Source organism: Nocardioides sp. GY 10113 (assembly GCF_004919105.1).
In the GTDB taxonomy this organism is placed as follows: domain Bacteria; phylum Actinomycetota; class Actinomycetes; order Propionibacteriales; family Nocardioidaceae; genus Nocardioides.
Window position 1 is genome coordinate 36,375 of sequence record NZ_STGK01000008.1, and the last position, 22,805, is coordinate 59,179.

18 protein-coding genes are annotated in these 22,805 nt (G+C 74.4%); 2 read left to right on the top strand and 16 right to left on the bottom strand.

Annotated elements, in window-relative coordinates; genetic code table 11:
- Positions 1-122: 122 nt before the first annotated feature.
- The 16 genes from guaA to E8D34_RS11545 form a co-directional block, all read right to left on the bottom strand.
- On the bottom strand, positions 123-1,718 hold the full coding sequence (gene guaA, locus E8D34_RS11470; protein WP_136594778.1) for a glutamine-hydrolyzing GMP synthase: 1,596 nt from the start codon (positions 1,716-1,718) through the stop codon (positions 123-125).
- Positions 1,719-1,768: 50 nt separating this feature from the next.
- On the bottom strand, positions 1,769-2,548 hold the full coding sequence (locus E8D34_RS11475) for a TSUP family transporter (RefSeq protein ID WP_136594779.1): 780 nt from the start codon (positions 2,546-2,548) through the stop codon (positions 1,769-1,771).
- A gap of 72 nt (positions 2,549-2,620) precedes the next feature.
- Positions 2,621-4,441, bottom strand: a complete 1,821-nt coding sequence (locus E8D34_RS11480; RefSeq protein WP_136594780.1) for an alpha/beta hydrolase — start codon at positions 4,439-4,441, stop codon at positions 2,621-2,623.
- The gene (locus E8D34_RS11485) at positions 4,438-4,791 is read right to left on the bottom strand and encodes a hypothetical protein (RefSeq protein WP_136594781.1); all 354 of its coding nucleotides are present in this window, start codon (positions 4,789-4,791) and stop codon (positions 4,438-4,440) included. The genes E8D34_RS11480 and E8D34_RS11485 overlap by 4 nt, the downstream gene beginning before the upstream one ends.
- Complete coding sequence (locus E8D34_RS11490) at positions 4,788-5,462, bottom strand: hypothetical protein (RefSeq protein ID WP_136594782.1); 675 nt, start codon at positions 5,460-5,462, stop codon at positions 4,788-4,790. Before E8D34_RS11490 ends, E8D34_RS11485 begins: the two co-directional genes overlap by 4 nt.
- Positions 5,463-5,543: 81 nt before the next feature.
- The gene (locus E8D34_RS11495; protein WP_136594783.1) at positions 5,544-7,559 is read right to left on the bottom strand and encodes a VWA domain-containing protein; all 2,016 of its coding nucleotides are present in this window, start codon (positions 7,557-7,559) and stop codon (positions 5,544-5,546) included.
- 15 nt (positions 7,560-7,574) lie between these two features.
- Positions 7,575-8,999: a magnesium chelatase gene (locus tag E8D34_RS11500; protein ID WP_136594784.1), complete on the bottom strand. Its 1,425-nt coding sequence runs from the start codon at positions 8,997-8,999 to the stop codon at positions 7,575-7,577.
- On the bottom strand, positions 8,996-12,526 hold the full coding sequence (cydD, locus tag E8D34_RS11505; protein ID WP_136594785.1) for a thiol reductant ABC exporter subunit CydD: 3,531 nt from the start codon (positions 12,524-12,526) through the stop codon (positions 8,996-8,998). Before cydD ends, E8D34_RS11500 begins: the two co-directional genes overlap by 4 nt.
- Positions 12,526-13,566, bottom strand: a complete 1,041-nt coding sequence (cydB, locus tag E8D34_RS11510; RefSeq protein WP_136594786.1) for a cytochrome d ubiquinol oxidase subunit II — start codon at positions 13,564-13,566, stop codon at positions 12,526-12,528. The genes cydD and cydB overlap by 1 nt, the downstream gene beginning before the upstream one ends.
- A 25-nt stretch (positions 13,567-13,591) precedes the next feature.
- Positions 13,592-15,052 (bottom strand): cytochrome ubiquinol oxidase subunit I, encoded by a 1,461-nt coding sequence (locus E8D34_RS11515; RefSeq protein ID WP_136594787.1) that lies wholly within the window; start codon positions 15,050-15,052, stop codon positions 13,592-13,594.
- A gap of 293 nt (positions 15,053-15,345) precedes the next feature.
- The gene (locus E8D34_RS11520; RefSeq protein ID WP_136594788.1) at positions 15,346-16,536 is read right to left on the bottom strand and encodes a lipid-transfer protein; all 1,191 of its coding nucleotides are present in this window, start codon (positions 16,534-16,536) and stop codon (positions 15,346-15,348) included.
- Positions 16,533-16,985 (bottom strand): OB-fold domain-containing protein, encoded by a 453-nt coding sequence (locus tag E8D34_RS11525; RefSeq protein ID WP_136594789.1) that lies wholly within the window; start codon positions 16,983-16,985, stop codon positions 16,533-16,535. Before E8D34_RS11525 ends, E8D34_RS11520 begins: the two co-directional genes overlap by 4 nt.
- Positions 16,986-17,639: 654 nt before the next feature.
- Positions 17,640-19,436, bottom strand: a complete 1,797-nt coding sequence (locus E8D34_RS11530) for a VanW family protein (RefSeq protein ID WP_136594790.1) — start codon at positions 19,434-19,436, stop codon at positions 17,640-17,642.
- Between the two features lie 9 nt (positions 19,437-19,445).
- On the bottom strand, positions 19,446-19,802 hold the full coding sequence (locus tag E8D34_RS11535) for a hypothetical protein (RefSeq protein ID WP_136594791.1): 357 nt from the start codon (positions 19,800-19,802) through the stop codon (positions 19,446-19,448).
- A gap of 8 nt (positions 19,803-19,810) precedes the next feature.
- Entirely contained in the window at positions 19,811-20,734 is a 924-nt protein-coding gene (gene mshB, locus E8D34_RS11540) for an N-acetyl-1-D-myo-inositol-2-amino-2-deoxy-alpha-D-glucopyranoside deacetylase (protein WP_136594792.1), read from the bottom strand.
- A gap of 85 nt (positions 20,735-20,819) precedes the next feature.
- Positions 20,820-21,110 (bottom strand): hypothetical protein, encoded by a 291-nt coding sequence (locus E8D34_RS11545; protein ID WP_136594793.1) that lies wholly within the window; start codon positions 21,108-21,110, stop codon positions 20,820-20,822.
- Positions 21,111-21,174: 64 nt separating this feature from the next.
- Here E8D34_RS11545 and E8D34_RS11550 point away from each other — a divergent pair, with 64 nt between their 5' ends.
- Both E8D34_RS11550 and E8D34_RS11555 read left to right on the top strand, forming a co-directional pair.
- The gene (locus tag E8D34_RS11550) at positions 21,175-22,290 is read left to right on the top strand and encodes a hypothetical protein (RefSeq protein WP_136594794.1); all 1,116 of its coding nucleotides are present in this window, start codon (positions 21,175-21,177) and stop codon (positions 22,288-22,290) included.
- 17 nt (positions 22,291-22,307) lie between these two features.
- Positions 22,308-22,793: a nucleoside deaminase gene (locus tag E8D34_RS11555; protein WP_136594795.1), complete on the top strand. Its 486-nt coding sequence runs from the start codon at positions 22,308-22,310 to the stop codon at positions 22,791-22,793.
- Positions 22,794-22,805: the final 12 nt, after the last annotated feature.

Here is a 22,805-nt window from a genome sequence, read left to right on the forward strand (position 1 = left end):
CCCGGCGGCGCACGGGGCCGGGTGCGGGCCGGGCCAGGCCAGGGTCGTGTGCCCCACACCCGCCCGGGGGGCGCTCTCAGGCACACGACTCCACGCGGCCGGCCCGACCGGTCAGCGGAGGGTCACTCCCACTCGATAGTGCCCGGCGGCTTCGAGGTGATGTCGACCGTGACCCGGTTGACCTCGGCCACCTCGTTTGTGATCCGGGTCGAGATCCGCTCCAGTACGTCGTAGGGCAGCCGGGCCCAGTCGGCGGTCATCGCGTCCTCCGAGGTCACCGGGCGCAGCACCACCGGGTGACCGTAGGTGCGGCCGTCGCCCTGGACGCCGACCGAGCGGACGTCGGCGAGCAGCACCACCGGGAACTGCCAGATGTCGCGGTCCAGGCCGGCGGCGGTGAGCTCCGCGCGGGCGATCGCGTCGGCCTCGCGCAGGATGTCGAGCCGCTCGCGGGTGACCTCGCCGATGATCCGGATGCCCAGGCCGGGGCCCGGGAACGGGTGGCGCCAGACGATCTCCGGCGGCAGGCCCAGCTGCTCGCCGACCAGGCGGACCTCGTCCTTGAAGAGCGTGCGCAGCGGCTCGACCAGCTCGAACTCGAGGTCCTCGGGCAGGCCGCCGACGTTGTGGTGGGACTTGATGTTCGAGGTGCCCGCTCCCCCGCCGGACTCGACCACGTCCGGGTAGAGCGTGCCCTGCACCAGGAACGCGACCTTGGTGCCCTCCGGGGCGCCCTTGATGATGTCGACCTCGGCCGCCTCGAAGGTACGGATGAACTCGCGACCGATGATCTTGCGCTTGGTCTCGGGGTCGGTGACCCCGGCCAGCGCGTCGAGGAACTGCTTCTCGGCGTCCACCACGACCAGGTTGGCGCCGGTGGAGGCGACGAAGTCGCGCTCGATCTGCTCGGTCTCGCCCTTGCGCATGAGTCCGTGGTCGACGTACACGCAGGTCAGGCGGTCACCGATCGCCTTCTGCACGATCGCCGCGGCGACCGCGGAGTCGACGCCGCCGGACAGGCCGCAGATCGCGCGGCCCTCGGTGCCGATCTGCTCGCGGATCCGCTCGATCTGCTCCTCGGCGATGTTGCCGATGGTCCAGGTCTGGCGGCAGCCGGCGATGTCCCACAGGAAGTGCTCGAGCACCTTCTGGCCGTGCTCGGAGTGCAGCACCTCGGGGTGCCACTGCACGCCGGCCAGGCGGCGCTCGACGTTCTCGAACGCGGCCACCGGGGTGACGTCGGTCTGCGCCAGCACCTCGAAGCCCTCGGGTGCGGCGGTCACCGAGTCTCCGTGCGACATCCACACCTTGTGGTCGGTCGGGATGCCACCGAGCAGGGTGCCGGCGTGGCCGACGTGGACCCGGGTGCGGCCGTACTCGCGCGCGCCGGTCGCCGACACCGTGCCGCCCAGGCCCTGGGCCATGAGCTGGAAGCCGTAGCACATCCCGAACACCGGGGTGCCGGCCGTGAAGATGGCGGGGTCGATCGCCGGGGCGCCCTCGGCGTACACCGAGGACGGGCCGCCGGAGAGGATGATCGCGGCCGGGTTCTTGGCCAGCATCTCCGCCACCGGCATCGTGTGCGGCACGATCTCGGAGTAGACCCGCGCCTCGCGCACCCGGCGGGCGATCAGCTGGGCGTACTGGGCGCCGAAGTCGACGACCAGGACCAGGTCGTGCTCGTGGTGGGAGGGTGCCTGCTCGGCGGGGGCCGTCATGGGCCGAATCCTATCGGCGGCCGGCGCCCGCACCGAACCGCGGTGGCGCCTCACCAGACGCCCAGCACGTCCCCGCCGATCCGGACGATGAACGCGGAGACCACCACGATGAAGAAGACCCGCACGAACCCGGCGCCGCGGGCCACCGCGGTGCGGGCGCCCAGGTAGCCGCCGACCATGTTGCAGGCACCCATCAGCAGCCCGATCTTCCACAGCACGGCGCCGGTCGGGATGAAGAGCAGCAGCGCCCCGACGTTGGTGGCCAGGTTGGCCAGCTTGGCCTTGGCCGAGGCCTGCAGGAAGTCGTAGCCGAGCAGACCGACCAGCGCGATCACGAAGAAGCTGCCGGTGCCCGGGCCGAGGATCCCGTCGTAGACCCCGATGCCGAACCCGACCGCCATCGCGGCGATCCGGTGCCGGTGCCCGGAGAAGCGCAGCGCGGTCCGCTCCCCCAGCTCGGGCCGGACCAGCACGTAGCCGCCGACCACGACCAGGGCGACCAGCACGATCGGCTCGAACGCCTCCCGGGGCAGGTGGGAGGCGGCGATCGCGCCCACGAAGGAGCCGGCCAGCGCGCAGACCATCAACGGCACGAACGTCGCCGGGTCCGGCCGGATCCGGCGGTAGTAGGTGGCCGAGCTGGCCGCGGTGCCGCAGACCGAGGCGATCTTGTTCGTGGCCAGCACCTGGACCGGACTGGCCCCCGGCAGGCCGAGCAGCAGCGCGGGCAGCTGGACCAGACCGCCGCCGCCGACGACGGCGTCGACGAACCCGGCGAAGAGCGCGGCCAGCCCCAGCAGCAGCACCACGGTCACGCTCGGATCGCTCATCGGCCCGATTCTCCGCGACGCCGGCCGGCCTCGGGGAGCCGCCCTCCCCGCCGGCGGCGGGACGGGCCACGCTCAACGCAGCATCCCCGGCAGCGTGTGCCCCCACAGCCAGCCCGCCCCGCTGCTGACCGACGCCGCCGCCAGCAGCTCGGAGAGCGTCAGGAACTCGCCCGCCCGGCGCCCGGGCACCTCGGCGACCCGCTGGCCGGTGGCGATGGCCGCGAGGCCCGCGAGCCCCGCCCCGGAGAAGTACGACGAGTGGTTGGCGACCAGGTCCCCGGCCCGCAGCGGGCCCGGGTCGACGGCGAAGCGGTGCCCGCCGAACGACTCCTGCGCCGGGTCGTGGCCCAGCGTGCCGAGACCGCCGCCGCGGTGGCGCCCGAGCAGCGTGACCGGGTCGTGGTCGGCGGCGCCGACGTGCACCTCCGCGTCCTGGCCGGCGAGGTCCTCGGCCCGGGCGACCGGCTCCCCGGGGCTGCCGAGCAGCACGTAGTCCTCGACCGTGCCCGGGGCGGCGCCGAGCCCGGCGTACCCGAGCGCGGTGGCGCCGTAGCTGTGGCCGATCGCGGTCAGGTGCGCCGGCGCGCCGGCGTCGGAGGCGGCGAGGCCGTCCAGGAACTCGGCCAGGTCGCGCCCGCCGGCCCGGGCGGCCGCCGTGGTGGCGACGTGCGCGAGGTCGACCAGCTCGTCGACATCGGTGAGCCGATCCGCGCTGGGGGCGTCGTAGTCGAGCCACAGCACCGTCGCCACGGACCCGCGGCCGGCGTCCGCCATCGCCTCGTACAGCGCCTCGACGCGGTCGAAGCCACTGACGTCGGCGGCCTCGCTGGTCGTGCCCGGGACGTAGACCGCCACGTCCTCGGCCCGGTCCGGGTCGCCGACGGCGATCGCGACGCCACCGTCCCCGCTGTGCGCCTCGGGCCGGTAGACGATCAGGTGCACCAGCTGGTCGCCGGTGACGGGGTCGACGGCGTCCCCGTAGGAGTCCAGGAGCTCCGCGACCGCGGCGGCGGTGTCCGCGGCCCCGTCCACCCAGTCCGCCCCGTCCGCCCAGTCCGCCCCGTCCGCCCCGTGCGCGCCATCGGCGCGGCCGGCCGCGAGGTCCGCGGCGAGGGCCGCCCGGTTCGCCTCGTCGCGGTCCCGGACGCGGATCCCGGCCAGGTTGCCGACGCGCGCGGGATCGTCGATGAGCAGCGCCTGCCGCTGGGCGCGACCGAGGGAGCGCCACCAGCACGCGAGACCGAACGGGTCGTCCGCGCGCAGCCGCAGCGCCGTGCGCAGGGCCGCCAGCCCGCCGCCCCCGAGCAGGTCAGCCACCCGCCGCCCGGCCGGGTCGTCGGTCCGCGCTCCCTCGAGCACGGTGTCGACCGCCGCCAGCGCCGCCAGGTACGCCGCCTCCGACTCCGCGCAGCGCCCCCGCCAGCTGTCGACGTCGGCCAGCAGCAGGCGGACCCGCGCCGCCAGTGCGGCGCCGTCCGGGGCCGGCGCGAGCCCCACCGCGGGCGGCAGGCAGCCCGGTGCCGCGAGGGCCGTGCGCGCCGCGTCGAGCGCCGCGACGATGTCGTCGTTGAGCGCCAGGCGCCGCTCCTCGAGCGTCTCCCACTCCCGCCGCAGCCGGCGGACGCGGTCCTCGAGCGCGTCGGTGGCGAGCACGGCCCGCAGCAGCGCCGCCCCGGCCGTCTCGATGCGCGCCAGGAGCCGGCGCCGGGCGCCCTCGTGCGCCGCGGCGGTCCGACCCGTCCAGCTCGGCGCCACCGCCGACGCGACCGCCCCGCGCACGTCCTGCACGCCGACGGCGACCCCGCGCAGCGTGGTGGCGAGCACGGCGGCGGCCTCGGGCGTGGTCGCCGGCTCCGGGACCGGCGCCACCGGGGGCGGCAGGTCGGTGGTCACCGGAAGGCCCCGCCGAAGACACCCGGGTCCCAGCCGCTGCCGCCGGCGACGGGCGGCAGCGCGAGGAGCATGCCGACGACCGATGCGCCGTCGACGCGGGCCAGGTCCTCGCCGGCGTCCCGGACGGCCTCCGCGCAGGCGCGGGCGGCCCGGGCGCAGTCGGCCAGCTCCTCGCTCCACGTCTCGCCGAACCTCGCCACGCCGGCGGCGACCGGCGCGAGACCCGGCTGCGGCACCGGGACCAGCCGGCCCGCGGCTGAGGCCAGCGCGTCGCCGTCGGCGTCCCAGGCTCGGGCGAGCGCGGTCAGCTCCGCGAACGACACCCCGACGACGCCGTCGCGGCCGCTCACACCCGCCCCCACCGCTCGTCAGCCGCGTTGCTCGCCACCGACGGCCCGGCGAGGAGAGCCCGCACCTCGGCGGCGCTGGACCGGCGGGCGGCGAGCGGCACCGCGAGCGGCCGCCCGTGCATCGTCAGGACGGTCGCGCCGGGTCCCGCCTGGCCCTGCAGCGCGATCCGGCCGTCGGTCGCCTCCAGCACCGGCAGTCCGCGGCGGGTGCGTGGCGCCAGCCGCCACCCGTCCTCGCCCAGCGCCGACACGAGCGTGCGCAGCAGCCCCGCGCCGCCGGTCGCGCCGAGCCCGCGCACCGCGCGCTGGACCACGAACCGGTGGAGGTCGCCGTGCGGGCGCCATCCGACCGAGGGCGCGACCGCCGACAGCTCGTCCGCCGCATCGGTGCCGGCGAGCGCGGTGGCGAGCAGCCGCCATCCCGCGACCACCTCGGCCGCGGCGGCGCGGCCCTCGGCGGCGCCGGCGGGCGCAGGGTGGTCACCGCGCCATGGGGGCAGCAGGACCAGCCCGACCTCCGGGCGGCGCCGGCGTACCTCGGACCAGAACGCGTCGGCGCCCGACTGGTGGGTGGTCCCACCGGTCGTCTGGCCGGTCGTCTGGCCGGTCGCGTGGCCGGTCGGGTGGCCGGGGGTCTGGCTGGTCGTCTGGGCTTCGTCGTAGGCAGGCATGCCGGGCAGGTCCCCGGCGCGACATCGACCAAACCACCCCGACACCGTCCTCCACAGGTCGGGCCCGGCCGGCCGGCCCGGTCAGCCGACCCAGAACCCCCGGCCGCCGAACCAGTCCTCGTAGCTGCCGGGCGCGGCACCGCCGGAGCGTCCCCGCGAGCCGAGGTAGGAGCCGACCACGGCGGCGCCGAGGTCGTCGGCCTCCGGGGCGATCACCGACCCCTCGACCCGGCGCGCCATCGACTCGATGAACCGGGCCAGGCCCGGGTCCTCCCCCAGCCGGAAGAAGGTGGTCTGCGCGCCCAGGCGGCGGGCGTTGTCGAGCTCGCGCACGGCGAGCGCGATGGTCATCGGGTGCGGCGGGTAGGAGAAGTAGACCTCGCCGTCGGGCTCCAGGTGGGAGGTGGGCTCGCCGTCGGTGACGATCAGCAGCACCGGCTGGGCATTGGGGTGCTTGCGGAAGTGGCGGTTGGCCAGCAGCAGGGCGTGGTGGAGGTTGGTGCCCTTGGCCCAGCGGGCGTCGAGCGCGGTGAGCTCCTCGATCCGCATGCTCTGGGCGTGCCGTCCGAACCCGATCAGCTCCAGGTCGTCGCCGCGGAACCGGGTGCCGATCAGGGTGTGCAGCGCGAGCGCGGTCTGCTTCATCGGCACCCATCGGCCGTCCATCGCCATCGAGAAGCTGGTGTCGACGCAGAGCGCCACCGCGGCCTGGGTGCGCGCCTCGGTCTCCGCGACCTCGATGTCCTCGACGCTGAACCGCGGTCCGCCGGGGTCGCCGGCCCGGCGCAGCGTGCCGTTCAGGATGGTCCGCGGCACGTCCCAGGGCTCGGTGTCGCCGAACTCCCAGCTGCGGGTGGCGCCGGACAGGTCGCCGGCGGCGCCGGCGCGTCGCAGGTCGCGCTGCCCCTGCCGACCCGACATCTTCTGGGCGACGTCGCGCAGCAGCGCCTTGCCGAGCTGGCGCATCGCCTTGGGGGTCAGCCGCAGCTCACCGTCGAAGCCGCGCTCCATCGCGCCCGAGCGGCGCAGCGCGCGCTCCAGCTCCTTCAGCCGACGGGCATCGACGGCCGCCTCCTCGCCGAGCTGTCGGGCCAGCCGGTCCAGGTCGACGTCGTCGAGCCGGGCGCCGCCGTAGGACTGGGAGAGCTGGTCGCTCAGCGCGTCGAGGTCGGCGAGGTCCTGGAGGACGCCGGTGCCGTCGCCGAGGCCGAGGCCCTGGTCGCCGTCGCCGAAGCGCTGCGAGCCGTCCCAGTCCTCGCCCGGGCGCAGGTTCATCAGGTTCATGTCGAGCCGGTCCAGCTCGCCCATCAGCGCCGGCGACCCGAACGCCTGCGCCGAGAGCTGCATCAGCTCCGCGCGCTGCTCGGGACTCATCGAGTTCAGCATCCGTTGGGCGGCGGCGGACCGCTCGGCGAGGGTGTCGAGCAGCTCGTCGAGGGTCTGCGGGTCCTCCGGGAAGTGCTGGCCGTGCTGGGCCATGAACTCCTCGAAGTCCTCCTGCGTGTCCAGGCCGGCCGCGCGCTTCTCGAGCAGGTCGTTGAGGTCGGAGAGCATCTCGTTGATCGCCTGCCGGTCGGCGTCGGTGGCGTTCTCCAGGGCCTGCTTCATGCCGGCGAACCGCTGGTCGAGCAGCTCACGGCCGAGCAGGTCCTTGATCTGCTCGTACGCCGCGCGGGCGTCGGGCGACTGCCAGTCGTAGTCGGCGAGCTCGGTGACGGCCGCGGCCGGCGAATCGGGCAGGTTCTCCATCCGCATCTCGCGGAACGCCCGGTCGGCGTCGTCCATCAGCGCGTCGCGGGCCAGCTGCTTGCGCTCCTCCAGGACGGCGGTCTCCAGCAGCTCGCGCACCTGGTCGAGCGTGCCGTCCAGGTTGTGCCGCTGGAGCAGGTCGCGGCGCCGCTCGGCGACCCGGCGGGCCAGGTCGTCGAGCCCCGCCCGGTCCTGCCCGCCACGGCGCAGGAACTCCTGCATCGCGCGCTCCGGGCTGTAGCCGGCCATCACGTCCTCGCCGATCGCGTCCAGCGCCTCGGCGATGTCGACCGGCGGGGCCAGCGGGTCGCCGCCCTCGTACCTCTTGAACCGCGTCGGGTCCTTCATGACCGTCGCCCGGGCTCAGCCATAGACCGTCTCCGCCCCGTCGGAGTCCTTGCCGATCTTGCGGGCCAGGTAGAGGCCCTCCAGCGCGAGCTCGATCGCCGCCGCGCGCTCGCCGTCGTTGCTGCCGCCACCGGGGCCGAGCACCCGCTCGCAGACCTGGTCGTACAGGTCGGACTCGCCCAGCACCGGCAGCCCGGCGAGGAAGTCGCGGGCGGTGACGTGCTCGCCGGTGGTGATCGTGGCCCCCGCCTCGACGGCGTCCACCAGCAGCGCGAAGTCCAGACCCCGGAAGGCGCCGCGGACCGTCTCCGCGGTCGCGGTGCGCAGCAGGTGGGTGAGGATCTCGCTCTCGCGCCCCTCCTCGCCCGACTCGAACTCGATCTTGCCGCCGAGCACCTCCAGAGCGGTCTCCAGGTCGACCACCCGGGCGACCGCGTGGTCCTCGCGGTGCACCGTCGCGCGTCGTAGCGCCGCGGCGGCGATGGTCTCCGCACCGGCGATCGCGAACCGCGCCGAGACCCCGGAGCGCTGGTCCACCGAGGAGGAGTCGCGCAGGTTGCGGGTGAACCGGGCCAGCACCTCGATCAGGAAGCCGGGCACCTCGACCTGGCCGGCCAGCAGGTCGGCCTCCTGCCGGATGACCGCCACCTCCGCGTCCAGCTGGGTCGGGTAGTGGGTCCGGATCTCCGCGCCGAACCGGTCCTTGAGCGGAGTGATGATCCGGCCGCGGTTGGTGTAGTCCTCCGGGTTGGCGCTGGCCACCACGAGCACGTCCAGCGGCAGCCGCAGCACGTAGCCGCGGATCTGGATGTCGCGCTCCTCCATCACGTTGAGCATCGCCACCTGGATCCGCTCGGCGAGGTCGGGCAGCTCGTTGATCGCCACGATGCCGCGGTGGCTGCGCGGGATCAGCCCGAAGTGGATCGTCTCGGGGTCGCCGAGCGAGCGCCCCTCGGCGACCTTCATCGGGTCCACGTCGCCGATCAGGTCGGCGACGCTGGTGTCGGGCGTGGCCAGCTTCTCGGCGTACCGCTCCGAGCGGTGCACCCAGGAGATCGGCAGGTCGTCGCCGTGCTCGGCGGCGGCGGCCAGGGAGGTGACGGTGATCGGCTCGTAGGGGTGCTCGCCGAGCTCGGAGCCGGTGATCACCGGGGTCCACTCGTCGAGCAACCCGCCCAGGGTGCGCAGCAGCCGGGTCTTGCCCTGGCCGCGCTCGCCCAGCAGGACCACGTCGTGGCCGGCGATCAGGGCCCGCTCGAGCTGCGGCACCACGGTGTCCTCGAAGCCGTGCAGGCCGGGCCAGGGGTCCTCGCCGGCGGCGAGCTTGCGGAGCAGGTTCTCGCGGATCTCCGCGCGCAGGTGCCGGTGGACGTGGCCGGAGGCGCGGAGCTCTCCGAGCGTGGACGCGGTCGGGGGCGCGGTCGACTGGGGAGCGGTCACGCCTTCACGCTACTGCGCGCGGCAACCCCCAGACCGTCCTCGAGGCCGCCGTGCGGTGCGGTCGCCGGGTCGAGCGAGACCAGCCGGTCCACCCGGTCCAGGCCCACCGGGTCGTGGGTGATCCACAGCACGGCGCGCTCTCCGCGGCCCCCGCCGGCTCCCCCGCCGACACCCCCGACACCGCCGCCGAGGTCGCTGCCGAGCACCTCCGCGGCGACCTCCTCCGCGGTGGCGTGGTCGAGGTGGGCGACCGGCTCGTCCAGCACGATCACCGGCTGGTCGGCGAGCAGGCAGCGGGCGATGGCGATCCGGGCCCGCTCGCCGCCCGAGACGTCGCCGTGCCCGTCGCCGAGCCAGGTCTGCAGGCCGTCGGGAAGCCCGTCGAGCCACGCCCCGAGCCGGGCCGCTCGCAGCGCCCGGTCGACCTCGTCGTCGTCCGCGCCGGGGCGGGCCAGGCGGACGTTCTCGACGAGCGTGCTGGCGAAGAGGTGCGGGTCGTCGTCGACCAGGCCGACCCGCGTCCGGACGTCGTCGCCGGCCAGCGCGGCCAGGTCGGTGCCGCCGAGCCGCGCGCTCCCGGCACGGGCCGGGAGGAAGCGGAGCAGCAGCCCGGCCACGGTGCTCTTGCCCGACCCCGAGGGGCCGACGAGGGCGACCCGTTCGCCAGGCGCCAGGCGCAGGTCCAGGTCGACGACGGCGGGCTCGGCGCCCCAACCGACGCTGACGGCGTCCAGCGCCACCTCGCTCCCCGCCGGTACGGCGGAGGGTCGGTCGGGGTCGGTGACCACCGGCTCGCGGCGCTCGATCGCGTCCAGGCGGCCCCGCGCCGCTGCGCACCGGGCCGCGAGCGCGCCGGCCTCGGGCACGCCGGCCGCCACCTCGCCCAGCGCCAGCGGGAGGAGCACGAGCAGGCCGACCAGCGGCGCGCCGACCTCGCCGGCGGCATGGGCGTCGGCGGCGAGCAGGGCGACCGCGGCCATTCCGATCGCCGTGCCGAGGAGCACCACCGCCCGGCCGGCGGCCAGGCCGGCGGTGGCGGCACTGGTGGCCCGCGCGCCCGCGGCGCCGGCCCGGGTGAGGGCGGCGACGCCGTCCTCGGTGCGCTGCCACATCTGCAGCTCGGCGGCGGTGTCGAGCAGGTCCACCGCGGCGGTGGAGAGCCGCGCCCGCGCGGCGACCGAGCGGCGCTCCGCGCGGTCGGCCGCAGCACGGGCGAGGAGGTAGGCGCCGGCCGGGAACAGGCTGGCGGTGACCGCGACGACCAGGCCGGCCGCCGGGAGCACGATCAGGGCGACCGCGGTGGCCACGGCGAGGGTGATCGCGTAGCCGCGCAGCGGCAGCCGGACCCGGATCTCCTCGTCGACCACGGCGTCGACGTCGTCGACGACCGAGGCGAGCAGGTCGCCGCGGCGGCGGCCGAGGGCACCGGGGGTGAGCGGCACCAGCGCGTCGTACACACGAACCCGGCGGGCGGCCAGCATCCGCAGCGCGGCGTCGTGGGACCACAGACGCTCGACGTAGCGCAGCGCGGGGCGGCCGATGCCGAAGGTGCGCACGCTGACCACGGCCACCAGGAGGGTCAGCACCGGTGGGTGGGTGGAGGCCTGCACGATCAGCCAGCCGGCGGTGGCGGTGAGCGCCACCCCGCAGGTGGACGCGAGGCCGCCGAGCACGGTGGCGGCGCCGAGTCCGGGTCCCGGCCGTTCCTCCGCACGCTCGTCGGGTGGGGCCACGGCCGCCGGTGTGCCGGCGCCAGCGGGCGCCGCGCCGGGCCCGGCCGTCCCCTGCTCCACGGCGTCGAGCGCCTCGACGGCCTCGACGGCCGGCACGGCCGGCACGGCCGGCACGGCCGGCGGCTCCAGGGTCAGCACCCGGTCGGCGAGGTCGATCAGCTCGGGGCGGTGGGCGACCACGAGCACGGCCCGTTCCCGGGCGAGGTCGACCACGGTCTCCGCGATCACCCGGGCGGTCAGCGCGTCCACGTGGGCGGTCGGTTCGTCGAGCAGGACCCAGGGGCGCTCTGAGAGCAGGACCCGGGCCAGGGCGAGCCGCGCCCGCTCGCCGGCCGACAGCCCCGCACCGTCCTCGCCCAGCGGCGAGTCCAGCCCGGCGGGCAGCGCGGCCACCCGGTCGGCGAGGGCGACGCGGCGCAGCACCCGTCGCAGCGCCACCTCGTCGGCGTCGGGGGCGGCCACCCGGAGGTTGTCGGCGATCGTGCCGGGCAGGAAGACGGGACGCTGGGGCAGGTAGGCGACCTGGGCCCGCCAGGCGTCCCCGCCGACCTCCACGGCGCCGTCGTCGCCCGCGAGCAGGAGGCGCCCCGACGTGGGTGGGAGCTGGCCGGCGGCGATCGCCAGCAGCGTCGACTTGCCGCAGCCCGAGGGGCCGACCAGGGCGGTGAGCCCGCGGGCGGGGACCGTCACGCTGACCGCGTCGAGGGCCGGGACCGAGCGGCCCGGCCGGAGCAGGCTCACGCCGTCGAGCACCAGGCCGGTCGCCGGCGCCTCCTCCGACGAGCCCGCCACCCCGATCAGGGCGGGCTCGTCGGCGACCTGCTCCTCCAGCGCGCTGATCGCGACGAAGGTCTCGGCGCCCTCGGCGGATGCATGGAACTCCGCCCCCACACGGCGGAGCGGCCAGTACGCCTCGGGCGCGAGCAGGAGCACCACCAGCGCGGTGCTCAGGTCGAGGTGCCCGGCGGCGAGCCGGACACCGACGGTGACCGCGACCAGCGCCACCGAGAGGGTGGCGACCAGCTCCAGCACCGCCGAGGAGGCGAACGCTACGCGAAGGGTGTCGACCGACGCACGTCGGTAGCGGTCGGTCAGCTCACCGATCCGGGCGGACTGGGGCCGGGCGCGGCGGAAGGCCACCAGGGTGGGCAGACCCCGCACCACGTCGACGAAGTGGCCCGACAGCGACGCCAGTGCCCGCCACTGGGCGGCGGCCCGGTCCCGGGTCGCGAGCCCGACCAGCGCCCCGAAGACGGGCACCAGCGGCAGCGTGACCACCACCAGCACGGCGCTGAGCAGGTCCTGGCTGGCGATCGCGACGACCGTCAGCACCGGTACGACGCCGGCCAGGACCAGCGCCGGCAGGTAGCGCGTCAGGTACGGCTCGGCCGCGGCGACGCCGCGGGTCAGCAGGGCCGCCGCGGCGCCGGTGCCGGCCCCGCCCTCGCCGCGGGCCCGGAGCCGGGCCTGCGCCCGGGCCGCGCGGGCGCGCAGGTCACCGGCGACCGCGGCCGCGGCGCGGGCCGCGGCCAGGTCGGTGACCGCACCGGCGACCCCGCGCAGGACCAGCAGGCCCAGCACGACCGCCGCCCAGGCGGCCACCGTGTCCGCACCGAACGGCCGCTCGAGCGCCGCGACCACCAGGGCGGTGACCGCCCAGGCCTGGGCGATCACCAGCCCGCCGGCGAGCGTCGAGGACCCGATCACCACGGCCAGCGGGCCGCGGGCGGGCGCGAGCTGGCGCAGGACGCGGGGGTCGGTCGGACGGACGCTCCCGGCCCCTGGGTCGGGCATCAGCCGTCGGTACCGGTCGCGCCCGCCGCCAGCGCGGCCTGCGGGATGTGGTGCACGCCGATCCGCTTGCGGAAGACCCAGTAGGTCCAGCTCTGGTAGGCCAGCACGATCGGGGTGAAGATCACCGCGACCCAGGTCATGATCTTCAGCGTGTAGGCCGTGGCCGCCGCGTTGGTCGTGGTCAGCGACGTGCCGTCGGCCAGCGACGTCGGCATCACGTCGGGGAACAGGGCGGCGAAGAGCCCGCCGACCGCCAGCGCGATGGCGATGAAGGTGCCGAGGAAGCCCCAGCCCTCGCGGCCGGTGAAGGCCGCGGCCAGCCCGGCGACCAGCGAGAGGGCGGCACCCACGAACAGCACGGCCGACAGAGCCGAGCCGGTGTCGATCTGGGTCCAGATCAGGAAGACCACCGCGAGCACGGCGGCCACCAGCCCGATCCGGACGGCCAGGTTGCGCGCCTCGCCGCGGATCGGCCCCTCGGTCTTGAGGGCGACGAACATCGCGCCGTGGACCAGGAAGAGGGCCGTGGTGGTCAGACCGCCGAGGACGGCGTAGGGGTTCAGCAGCTCCCAGAACCCGCCGACGTACTCCAGCTCGGCGTCGATCTTGACCCCGCGCAGGATGTTGGCGAAGGCGACGCCCCACAGGAAGGCGGGCACCACGGAGCCGAAGAAGATCGCGGCGTCCCAGCGCTTGCGCCAGGTCGGGTCGTCGCGCTTGGCCCGGTACTCGAAGGCCAGGCCACGCACGATCAGCGCCACCAGGATCAGCAGCAGCGGGAAGTAGAACCCGCTGAACAACGTCGCGTACCACTCGGGGAACGCCGCGAAGGTGGCGCCGCCGGCGACCAGGACCCACACCTCGTTGCCGTCCCAGACGGGGCCGATCGTGTTGATCATGACCCGCCGCTCGGGCGCCTCGGAGCTCTTGCCGCCGAGCACCGGCAGCAGCATGCCGACACCGAAGTCGAAGCCCTCGAGGCAGAAGTAGCCGATCCACAGGACGGCGATGAGGATGAACCAGACAGTGGTCAGTTCCATGACAAGTCGTTCCTTCCCTGTCGGCTCAGTACGCGAAGGCCAGCGGCCGGTCGGGGTCGTTGTCGTCGTCGCGCACCTGGGGCTCGACGAACGGCTCGGCCCCCTTGCGGATGTAGGTCAGCATCAGCTTCACCTCGACGACGGCGAGCGCGCCGTAGAGCAGGGTGAAGACGATCAGGGAGGTCAGCACCTCGCCCGCGCTCACCCCCGGCGAGACCGCGCTCTCGGTGGTCATCAGGCCGAAGACGGTCCACGGCTGGCGGCCGGTCTCGGTGAAGATCCAGCCGGCCGAGTTGGCCAGCAGCGGCATCAGCATCAGCGCGACGGCCGCGGACGTCCACAGCCTGCCGGTGGGCGCGCGGCTGCCGCGGGTCACCCACAGCACGACGGCACCGAGCGCGGCGGCCGCCACGCCGAGACCGATCATCCAGCGGAAGGTCCAGTAGGTCAGCGGGATGTAGGGCGTGTAGTCACCCGGCGAGTAGTACGTCGTGCCCGGGTCCTGCCCGTACGTCTCGATGTACTGCTCGCGCAGCTGGTTGATGCCCTCGACCTCGCCGTCCCAGGTCCCGGTGGCCAGGAAGGAGAGCAGGTGCGGGGTGGTGATCGACCACTTCTCCTCGGTGCCGTCGGGGGTGCCGATGGTGAGCCAGGAGAAAGACGCGGGCTGCTCGGTGTCGTAGAGCGCCTCGGCGGCCGCCATCTTCATCGGCTGCACCTCGGTCATCACCTTGCCCTGCAGGTCGCCGCTGATCGCGACGCCGAGCCCGGCGACCATCAGCAGCGCGGCGCCGCTGCGCACCGCCTTGCGGTACATCGGGGCGTCGGCCTCGAGCGTGGCCGGGGCGTCACCGCCGCGCTTGCGGATCAGCTGCCAGAAGCCCACGGCCATCACGAAGGCGGCCGCGGTCATGTAGGCGGCGGTGATGGTGTGCGGGAACGTCACCATCTGCACCTTGTTGGTGAGCACGGCGAGGAAGTCGTTGAGCTCGGCGCGACCGGTCTCGGGGTTGAACTCGTAGCCGACGGGGTGCTGCATCCAGGAGTTGGCCGCGAGGATGAAGTACGCCGACAGCAGCGTGCCGATGTGCGCCAGCCAGATGCAGGCGAGGTGCAGCTTGGGGTTCAGCCGGTCCCAGCCGAAGATCCACAGGCCGAGGAACGTGGACTCGAGGAAGAACGCGACCAGGCCCTCGACGGCCAGCGGGGCGCCGAAGATGTCACCGACGAAGCGCGAGTAGTCGCTCCAGTTCATCCCGAACTGGAACTCCTGCACGATCCCGGTCACCACGCCGATGGCGAAGTTGATCAGGAAGAGCTTGCCGAAGAACTTGGTCAGGCGCAGCCACTCGGGGTTGCGCGTCCGAAGCCACGCGGTCTGGTAGGCCGCCACGATCCCCGAGAGCCCGATCGTGATCGGGACGAACAGGAAGTGGTAGACGGTCGTGATTGCGAACTGCCATCGGGCAATGTCGAGCGGGTCCACGAATGTGAACGTAGACCCAAAAACCGCTTGTGCATACATTCACAAGCCATCCTGAGGCTGTGATTCATCTCGCCTGTGAAGTTGCTGATTTCACCTCAGGCGACGGTGCCCGAAGGGCCCCCGAAGCGCGGGACCTTCGACCATTGACCTAGCGCCTGACCTGCGGGAATGGGCTCGGACCACCCTGCCCGACCAACGATCGGGCTCGCCCGCCGCGGGCGCTCGCCACGGTGCGGGCCCACCGCCTCGACGGCTGCCCGAACGGGGCGCACCTCGCGCCCCGTTCTGGGTGCTCAGCGAGCGAGGAGCACCGCCGAGCCGTGTCCGAACAGGCCCTGGTTGGCGGTGATCCCGACCCGCGCGCCCTCGACCTGGCGCCCGCCCGCCTGCCCCCGCAGCTGCCAGGTCAGCTCGCAGACCTGGGCGATCGCCTGGGCCGGCACGGCCTCCCCGAAGCAGGCCAGGCCACCCGAGGGGTTGACCGGGATCCGGCCGCCGAGCGTGGTGTCGCCGGCGCGCAGCAGGACCTCGGCCTCGCCGCGCTTGCACAGCCCGAGATCCTCGATCCAGTCCAGCTCCAGCGCCGTGGAGAGGTCGTAGACCTCGGCGACGTCGACGTCGGAGGGCGCGATCCCCGCCTCCTCGTACGCCGCGAGCGCGATCGACTCCTTGAACGTGTGCTCGGGCTCGCCGCTGGCGCCCGTGCAGTCGGTGGCCAGCAGCGGCATGTCGATCACGGCGTTGGGGAAGGTCGGGGTGACCGTGGAGACCGCCTCCACCCGCACCGGGTCCGCCAGGCCGTGCCGGCGCGCGTAGTCGAGGCTGGTCAGCACCACCGCGGCGGCGCCGTCGGAGGTGGCGCAGATGTCGAGCAGGTGCAGCGGGTCGGAGACCACCGCGGAGCCGAGCACGTCGGCCACCGCCACCTCCTTGCGGTACCGCGCATTCGGGTTCTCCAGGCCGTGCCGCGAGTTCTTCACCTTCACCTGCGCGAAGTCCTCGCTGGTGGCGCCGTAGAGGTCCATCCGCCGGCGCGCGTAGAGCGCGAAGTACGCCGGGTTGGTCATCCCGAGCAGCCGGAAGCGCAGCCAGTCCGGGTCGTTCCAGCGCTCCCCCGCGTTCGGCGCGAGGAAGCCCTTGGGGGTGGTGTCGGCGCCGACGACCAGCGCCACCTCCGACATCCCGGCCAGGATCCGGGCGCGGGCAGTGTCGATGGCCTGCGCGCCGGTGGCGCACGCGGCGTAGGAGGTCGCGATCCGGGCGCCGTTCCAGCCCAGCGCCTGGGCGAACGTGGAGCCGGCGACGTAGCCGGCGTACCCGTTGCGGACGGTCTCGCCGCCGACCACGAGATCGACGTCGGACCAGGCGATGCCCGCGTCGGCGAGCGCGGCACGGGCCGCGTGGACGCCGTACTCGACGAAGTTGCGTCCCCACTTGCCCCACGGGTGCATGCCCGCGCCGGCCACGGCGATGGCGTTGCTCATCGGATCTCCTCCGTGCTCGCGACCGGGCGCCAGCGCCAGATGGTGCGCTCCCCGGACTCGTCGACGTTCAGCGTCTCCACGACCAGCTCGACCTCGGCCCCGACCCGCAGGTCGGCCACCCCGAACCCGTCGGCGACCTGGCCCAGCACGACCAGCCCCTCCGGCAGCTCGACCGCGGCCAGCGCGAACGGCTCGAACGGGTCGGTGGCCGGCACGAAGGGCGCCGGCGGCTGGTACTGGGCGTCGGTGTAGGACCACACCCGGCCGGTCCGCGACAGCGGCACCGTCTCGTTCTCCGAGCCCGCGCAGGCCGGGTTCCGACAGAAGCTCGCGGCCCCCTCGGGGACCGGCGGGAACACGAGGTTCGCGCAGGTCGTGCAGCGGGAGGCGAGCAGGCGGGGCTCGGCGTCGGTGGTGAACCAGCCGGCGACGGCGGGGGTGGCGGTCAAGGGCCCTCCCAGGGCGAGCGGAACTAGAACGTGTTCCACTCTAACCGGAGGCGGCCCGGTCCGCAGGGCGCGATCCCACCCGTTGATCGAGATGGGAGCCCGTCCGGTGGTCGAGGTGCGGGCGGAGCGAGCCCAGCCGGTGGTTGAGGTGCGAGCGGAGCGAGCCCAGCCGGTGGTTGAGGTGCGAGCGGAGCGAGCCCAGCCGGTGGTTGAGGTGCGAGCGGAGCGAGCCCAGCCGGTGGTTGAGGTGCGAGCGGAGCGAGCCCAGCCGGTGGTTGAGGTGCGAGCGGAGCGAGCCCAGCCGGTGGTTGAGGTGCGAGCGGAGCGAGCCCAGCCGGTGGTTGAGGTGCGAGCGGAGCGAGCCCAGCCGGTGGTTGAGGTGCGAGCGGAGCGAGCCCAGCCGGTGGTTGAGGTGCGAGCGGAGCGAGCCCAGCCGGTGGTTGAGGTGCGAGCGGAGCGAGCCCAGCCGGTGGTTGAGGTGCGAGCGGAGCGAGCCCAGCCGGTGGTTGAGGTGCGAGCGGAGCGAGCCCAGCCGGTGGTTGAGGTGCGAGCGGAGCGAGCCCAGCCGGTGGTTGAGGTGCGAGCGGAGCGAGCCCAGCCGGTGGTTGAGGTGCGAGCGGAGCGAGCCTCGAAACCACCGCCGCCGGCGCCGGGTCAGTCCTGCCCGCGGTCCTGCTTTTGCCTCGGCTTCTCCGGCTCCGGCTGCTCGCAGCGCACTGTGTCGGCCGGCGTGTAGACGGTGTGGAACGTCTCGGTGTGGTCGACCGCGGACTCGCCGGCCCGGCGGAAGGTGCGGGTGACGTCCACCTGGAAGCCGGCGTAGCCGGTGAACGGCTCGCAGTCGGGCGTGTCCAGGATCCGGGTCGCGGGCTCGACGTAGGCGTAGCGGTCGGAGGTGGTGGACTCGATGTCCCAGACCTTCGTCGAGTACATCTGCACCGTGACCACACCCTGGCTGGAGTAGGTGCCGGGCTTCACGGTGGCGTGGATCAGCACGCCGTAGTCGGTGTCGTTGCGGAACCGCAGGTCGACCGTCGGCCAGGCCACCGTCGCCTCGCGGCCCACCGGGTAGCGGTCGATGTAGAACGAGTGCGGCTTGTGCTCGACGTCCTCGAGGCCGGCGAAGAACATCGCGTTGAAGAGCGTGGTCGCCATCTGCGAGACGCCGCCGCCGTAGTCCTTCTTCAGGATGCCGTTGGAGATGATGTAGCCGATCGTGAAGCCGTTCTCGGCCGTGCGCTCGCCGACGGTGTCGTTGAGCGAGAAGGTCTCCCCCGGCTTGAGCACCGTGCCGTCGACCAGCTCGGCGGCCCGGCCGATGTTGACGTTGCGGTACTCCGCGTAGGGGTAGTAGGTCGTGAACTCCGAGACCTTGCGCTTGATGCCGAGCGCGCGGGCGTCCGCGGTGGTGAAGTCGGCGTCGACCACCGTGGCCTTCACCTTGCCGCTGCGCTCACCCTCGGGCGCGGTGAGCAGGCCGAGGAAGACGCCGGTGACGTCGGCCGGTTCGAAGCTGACGCCGGGCTTGGCCGGCACGACCCTCGGCTTCCCGTCGACCAGCCGGACCGAGGCGTCGACCGGCTCGCCGGAGGTGGTGGCGCTCTTCACGAGCCGAGTCAGACGCTCCTGGTCGACCTCGGGCACCAGGACACCGCCCTCGTTGACCATCGACAGCGCGGAGGCGTACTGGGCGGGCCGCAGCCTGACGTCGGACTCTCCGAAGACCAGCGTGACGGGCGAGGACATGGCCGGGTTGGCGAACTCGTCGAGCGCCTGCTGCACGTCGGCGTCGTCGATCTCCGGCTGCGCGGCGGTGACCTCGAGCTCCACCCGGTCCTGCCCCTCCAGGTACGCCGCCACGATCGCGTCGCGGGCGGCATCGGTGTCGACGGCGTCTCCGGGCACCGGGTCGATCACCGTGACGCCCTTGCGGGTGAAGCGGATGCCGCCGTCGCGCGGCGGGATGCCGAGCCCCTCGGAGAGCTCGGCCAGCGTCTCGTCGAGCAGCGCCTCGTCGATCGTCACCACCGCGTCGACGTCGCCGCCGCCGGTGAAGTAGTCCCACTGCCGCGCCGGGGCCCAGCTCTCCTCGGCGCCGGCGGCGTCGACGGAGGCCTCGTAGTCGACCGAGAGCCCGAGGTCGGCCGGCGTGACCGAGGCGGTGCGGTCGCCGGGGTCGATGCCACCGCGGGTCACCGACAGCTCGATCGACCCCTCGCCGCGCGCGCCGAAGGCCGACTCCAGCTCGGCGATCGCGTCGGCGCGCTCCATCCCGCCCACGTCGACGCCGGAGATGGAGGCGCCGCGCGGGACCCGGTCGCCGGCGACCTCGTGCGCGGCGGCGTAGCCCCCGGCGGCGAGCAGGACCAGGACCAGCAGCAGCACGATCACGAGGCGACCGCCCGGGCGCTCGGAGCGCCCCGGGCTGCTGTCCTGGTCCCAGAAAGTCACGGCGTCATCCTAGGGACGGGCCAATGGCGGACCGACACCGTCCTGCGCCGCGGGGTCCTGACGGCGCCGCAGGCCGACCAGGCCGGCGACGAGCACCGCGGGCACGGCCGCCAGCAGCAGGTAGCCGCTGAGATCGCCCGAGACCAGGAAGTCGCCCTCCGCCCGGGACATGCTGAGCACGAAGGTGACCACCGCCCAGGCCGCCCCGAACGGCGCCCTGCCCCAGCCGCCGGGGAGCGCGACCAGGGTCGCCGCGGTGGCGGCCAGCCCCAGCGCCATCCCCCACCAGTAGGAGTGGAGCAGCACCGTGCAGACGGCGACGCCCACGCCGAGCAGGAGGGCGCCCAGCGCGAGGAGGATGCGCACGGCGTCGGTCAGGACGGCTCGATGCCGGCGAAGAGGTCGTCCTCCCAGCCGTTCTCACCCACCGGGCCCGGGACGCCCTTGACGAGGCGGAACTGCTCCATCCCGAAGGCCTGGCTGCCGACGTTGTTGGAGAGCGCGAAGAACGGTCCGTCGGTGGTGATCTGGGTGGCGTGGGCGCGCAGGGCGTCCATCTTGCGCGACAGGTAGGCGCTGCCGTCCACCTCGGCGCTGATGTCCTCGTCGGGGCGGAACATCGGCGGCAGCGGGCCGTCGGGGTCCATGCCCTCGAAGGTGGTGGTGTCGCCGGCCGCCCGCAGCCGCCGCAGCCCCTCGCGGATCCGGCTCTCGGCGATGGCGCCCCAGTAGATCTTCGGGATGTCCCACGCCTCCCCCAGGTCACGCCGGTACGACGGCGCGGCGGCCAGCACGGCGCCGTACATGGCCACCCGATGCGCCTGGATGTGGTCGGGGTGGCCGTAGCCGCCGAACTCGTCGTAGGTGACCAGCACCTGCGGCCGCACCTCGCGGATCACCTCGACCAGGCGGGTGGCGGCCTCGGTCAGGTCGGCGTGCCAGAAGGCGTTGGCGTGGATGTCGTCGGCGGCGACGGCGTGACCGTCCTCGTGCCACTTCATCCCCGAGTCGCGGTAGGTGCCGAAGCCGCCGAGGAACCGGTGGTCGGTGACCCCCAGCGCGGCCATCGCGTCGGCCAGCTCGCCCTTGCGGTGCTCGCCCAGCCCGTCCGTCCGGTCGGCGGCCAGGTGCTCCAGCTCGGGCACCAGGATCTCGCCCATCTCGCCCGCGGTGCAGGTGACGAGCGTGACGCCGCGGCCCTCCGCGACGTACTTGGCCATCGTGGCGCCCTGGCCGATCGACTCGTCGTCGGGGTGGGCGTGGACCAGCAGCAGCCGCAGCGAGGGCGAGGAGCTCATGTCGTCCAGGGTAGTGAGCGCGCGGGCGTGCCGGTGGTTGAGGTGCGAGGCGCCCCGGCGCCGAGCCTCGAAACCCCGGCGCGCCTCAGACGGGCCGGCGCTTGATCCGCTTCGGCTCGTCGGGCAGCGGCAGCGGGTCGGGGCGACTGGGCTCGGGCGCCTCCGTGGGCCCGTCGAGGTCCAGCCAGCCGTCGTAGGTCTCGACCAGCATCTCCAGGACGATCTCGGGGGCGTCGGTGGTCACCGCCCACGGGTGGCCCTCGTCGTCGTCCTCGCCCGAGAGGCGCTCGCGCGTCACCTCCGCGGCGAAGCCGCCCCTGACCAGGGAGAGGGCGGCCAGCCTGGCCTCGTCCTCGTCGAAGAAGATCCCGCGCACGCCTCCATCATCGCCCACGGCGCGGTCGAACACCCAGCGGCGGCGGGAGGACTAGGTTGACGGCGTGCCACCCGCGCCACCCAGTGTCCCGACGCAGCGCGTCCATCTCGCACGCGCCGAGCCGAGCCCGTACGACGTGGACGCCGCCGTCGCGGCGGCGACCGCGGCGGGCGCTGCCCGGGTCGGCATCGACGGCCTGCTGGGCGACCTGTCGCGACGCGCGCGGCGCACCCTCGCCCCGCATCCGCGACTCCTGGGCGGGGCCGTGGACGTGGCGCTGACCTGGGAGGCCGCGGACCGCCGGGACCCGCACTGGTACCCGCAGGGGGTGACCCACTCCGGGCGCACCGGCACCACGACCGGGCTGCTGCTGGTCGCCTGGTACCACAAGGGCGAGGCGGGCTCCCGGTTCACCGTGCTGGACCCGGACCGGCGGCGCTACCAGCACGTGCTGCTCGCCGAGCCGGTCGTCGAGGACGGCGAGCCGCGACTGCGACCGCTGCGGGTGCACGCCGGCGGGCTGGTCTGGCACGGGCGGCACCTGCACGTCGCGGCGACCAGGCGCGGCTTCCTCTCGGCGTGCGTGGACGACGTGCTGCGACTGCCGGAGCCGACGGACGCGTCCGCGGACCGGCAGCTGCTCGGTCTGCACCCCGCGGGCCACCGCTACGTCCTCCCGGTGCGGCACGCGTTCCGGGCCGGGTACGCCGAGGGCACCGAGCCGCTGCGCTACTCGTTCCTCTCCCTGGACCGGTCCGACCCCGAGCCGGCCCTGGTGGTCGGCGAGTACGGCCGCAAGGGGCACTCCCACCGGCTCGCCCGCTTCCCCGCCGACGACGCCACCGGCCTGCTGCCGCCGAGCCCCGACGGCTTCCACGCCGTCCCCGACGACCGCGGCACCGCCCGGATGCAGGGCGTCGCGGTCGCCGACGGCGTGCACTACGTGACCACGTCGGAGGGCCATCGCACCCGCGGCACGGTCCACGTGGGGCGGCCCGGCGACCTGGTGGGCCGGCGCGGCGCGGTGCCGGCCGGTCCGGAAGACCTGACGTGGTGGCCCGCGACCGGCATGCTCTGGACCGCGACCGAGCACCCGCGACGGCGCTGGGTGATCGGGATGCGCAAGGACCGGCTGGACCGGTGGGCCGACCGTGCGCGGCGGCGCGCCGGCGAGCGTTGAGGATCGAGGAGGCACCGATGACGTCGACCGAGGAACCCCGCGACGAGCACTGGCTGGCCGAGGCCGTCGCCGCGGCCCGGGCCAACGTGGCCGAGGGAGGTGGCCCGTTCGGGGCGGTGATCGTCCGGGCCGGCGTCGTGCTGGGGCGCGGCCAGAACCGCGTCACCCGCGACCTGGATCCGACCGCGCACGCCGAGGTGATGGCGATGCGCGCCGCCTGCCGCGAGATCGGCGACTTCTCGCTGGCCGGCACCACGCTCTACACCTCCTGCGAGCCGTGCCCGCTGTGCCTCGCCGCCTCGATGTGGGCGCGGATCGACCGAGTGGTCTACTCCGCGGACCGCGACGACGCGGCGGCGGGCGGCTTCGACGACCGAGCGTTCTACGCCGAGCTGCGCAAGCCGAGGGCCGAGTGGGGCATGGCGGTCGAGCAGCGGCGTACCCAGGACTCGACCAGCCCGTTCGAGGCGTGGCTCGCACACGACGGGCGCACCCACTACTGACCGGTGCGAGAC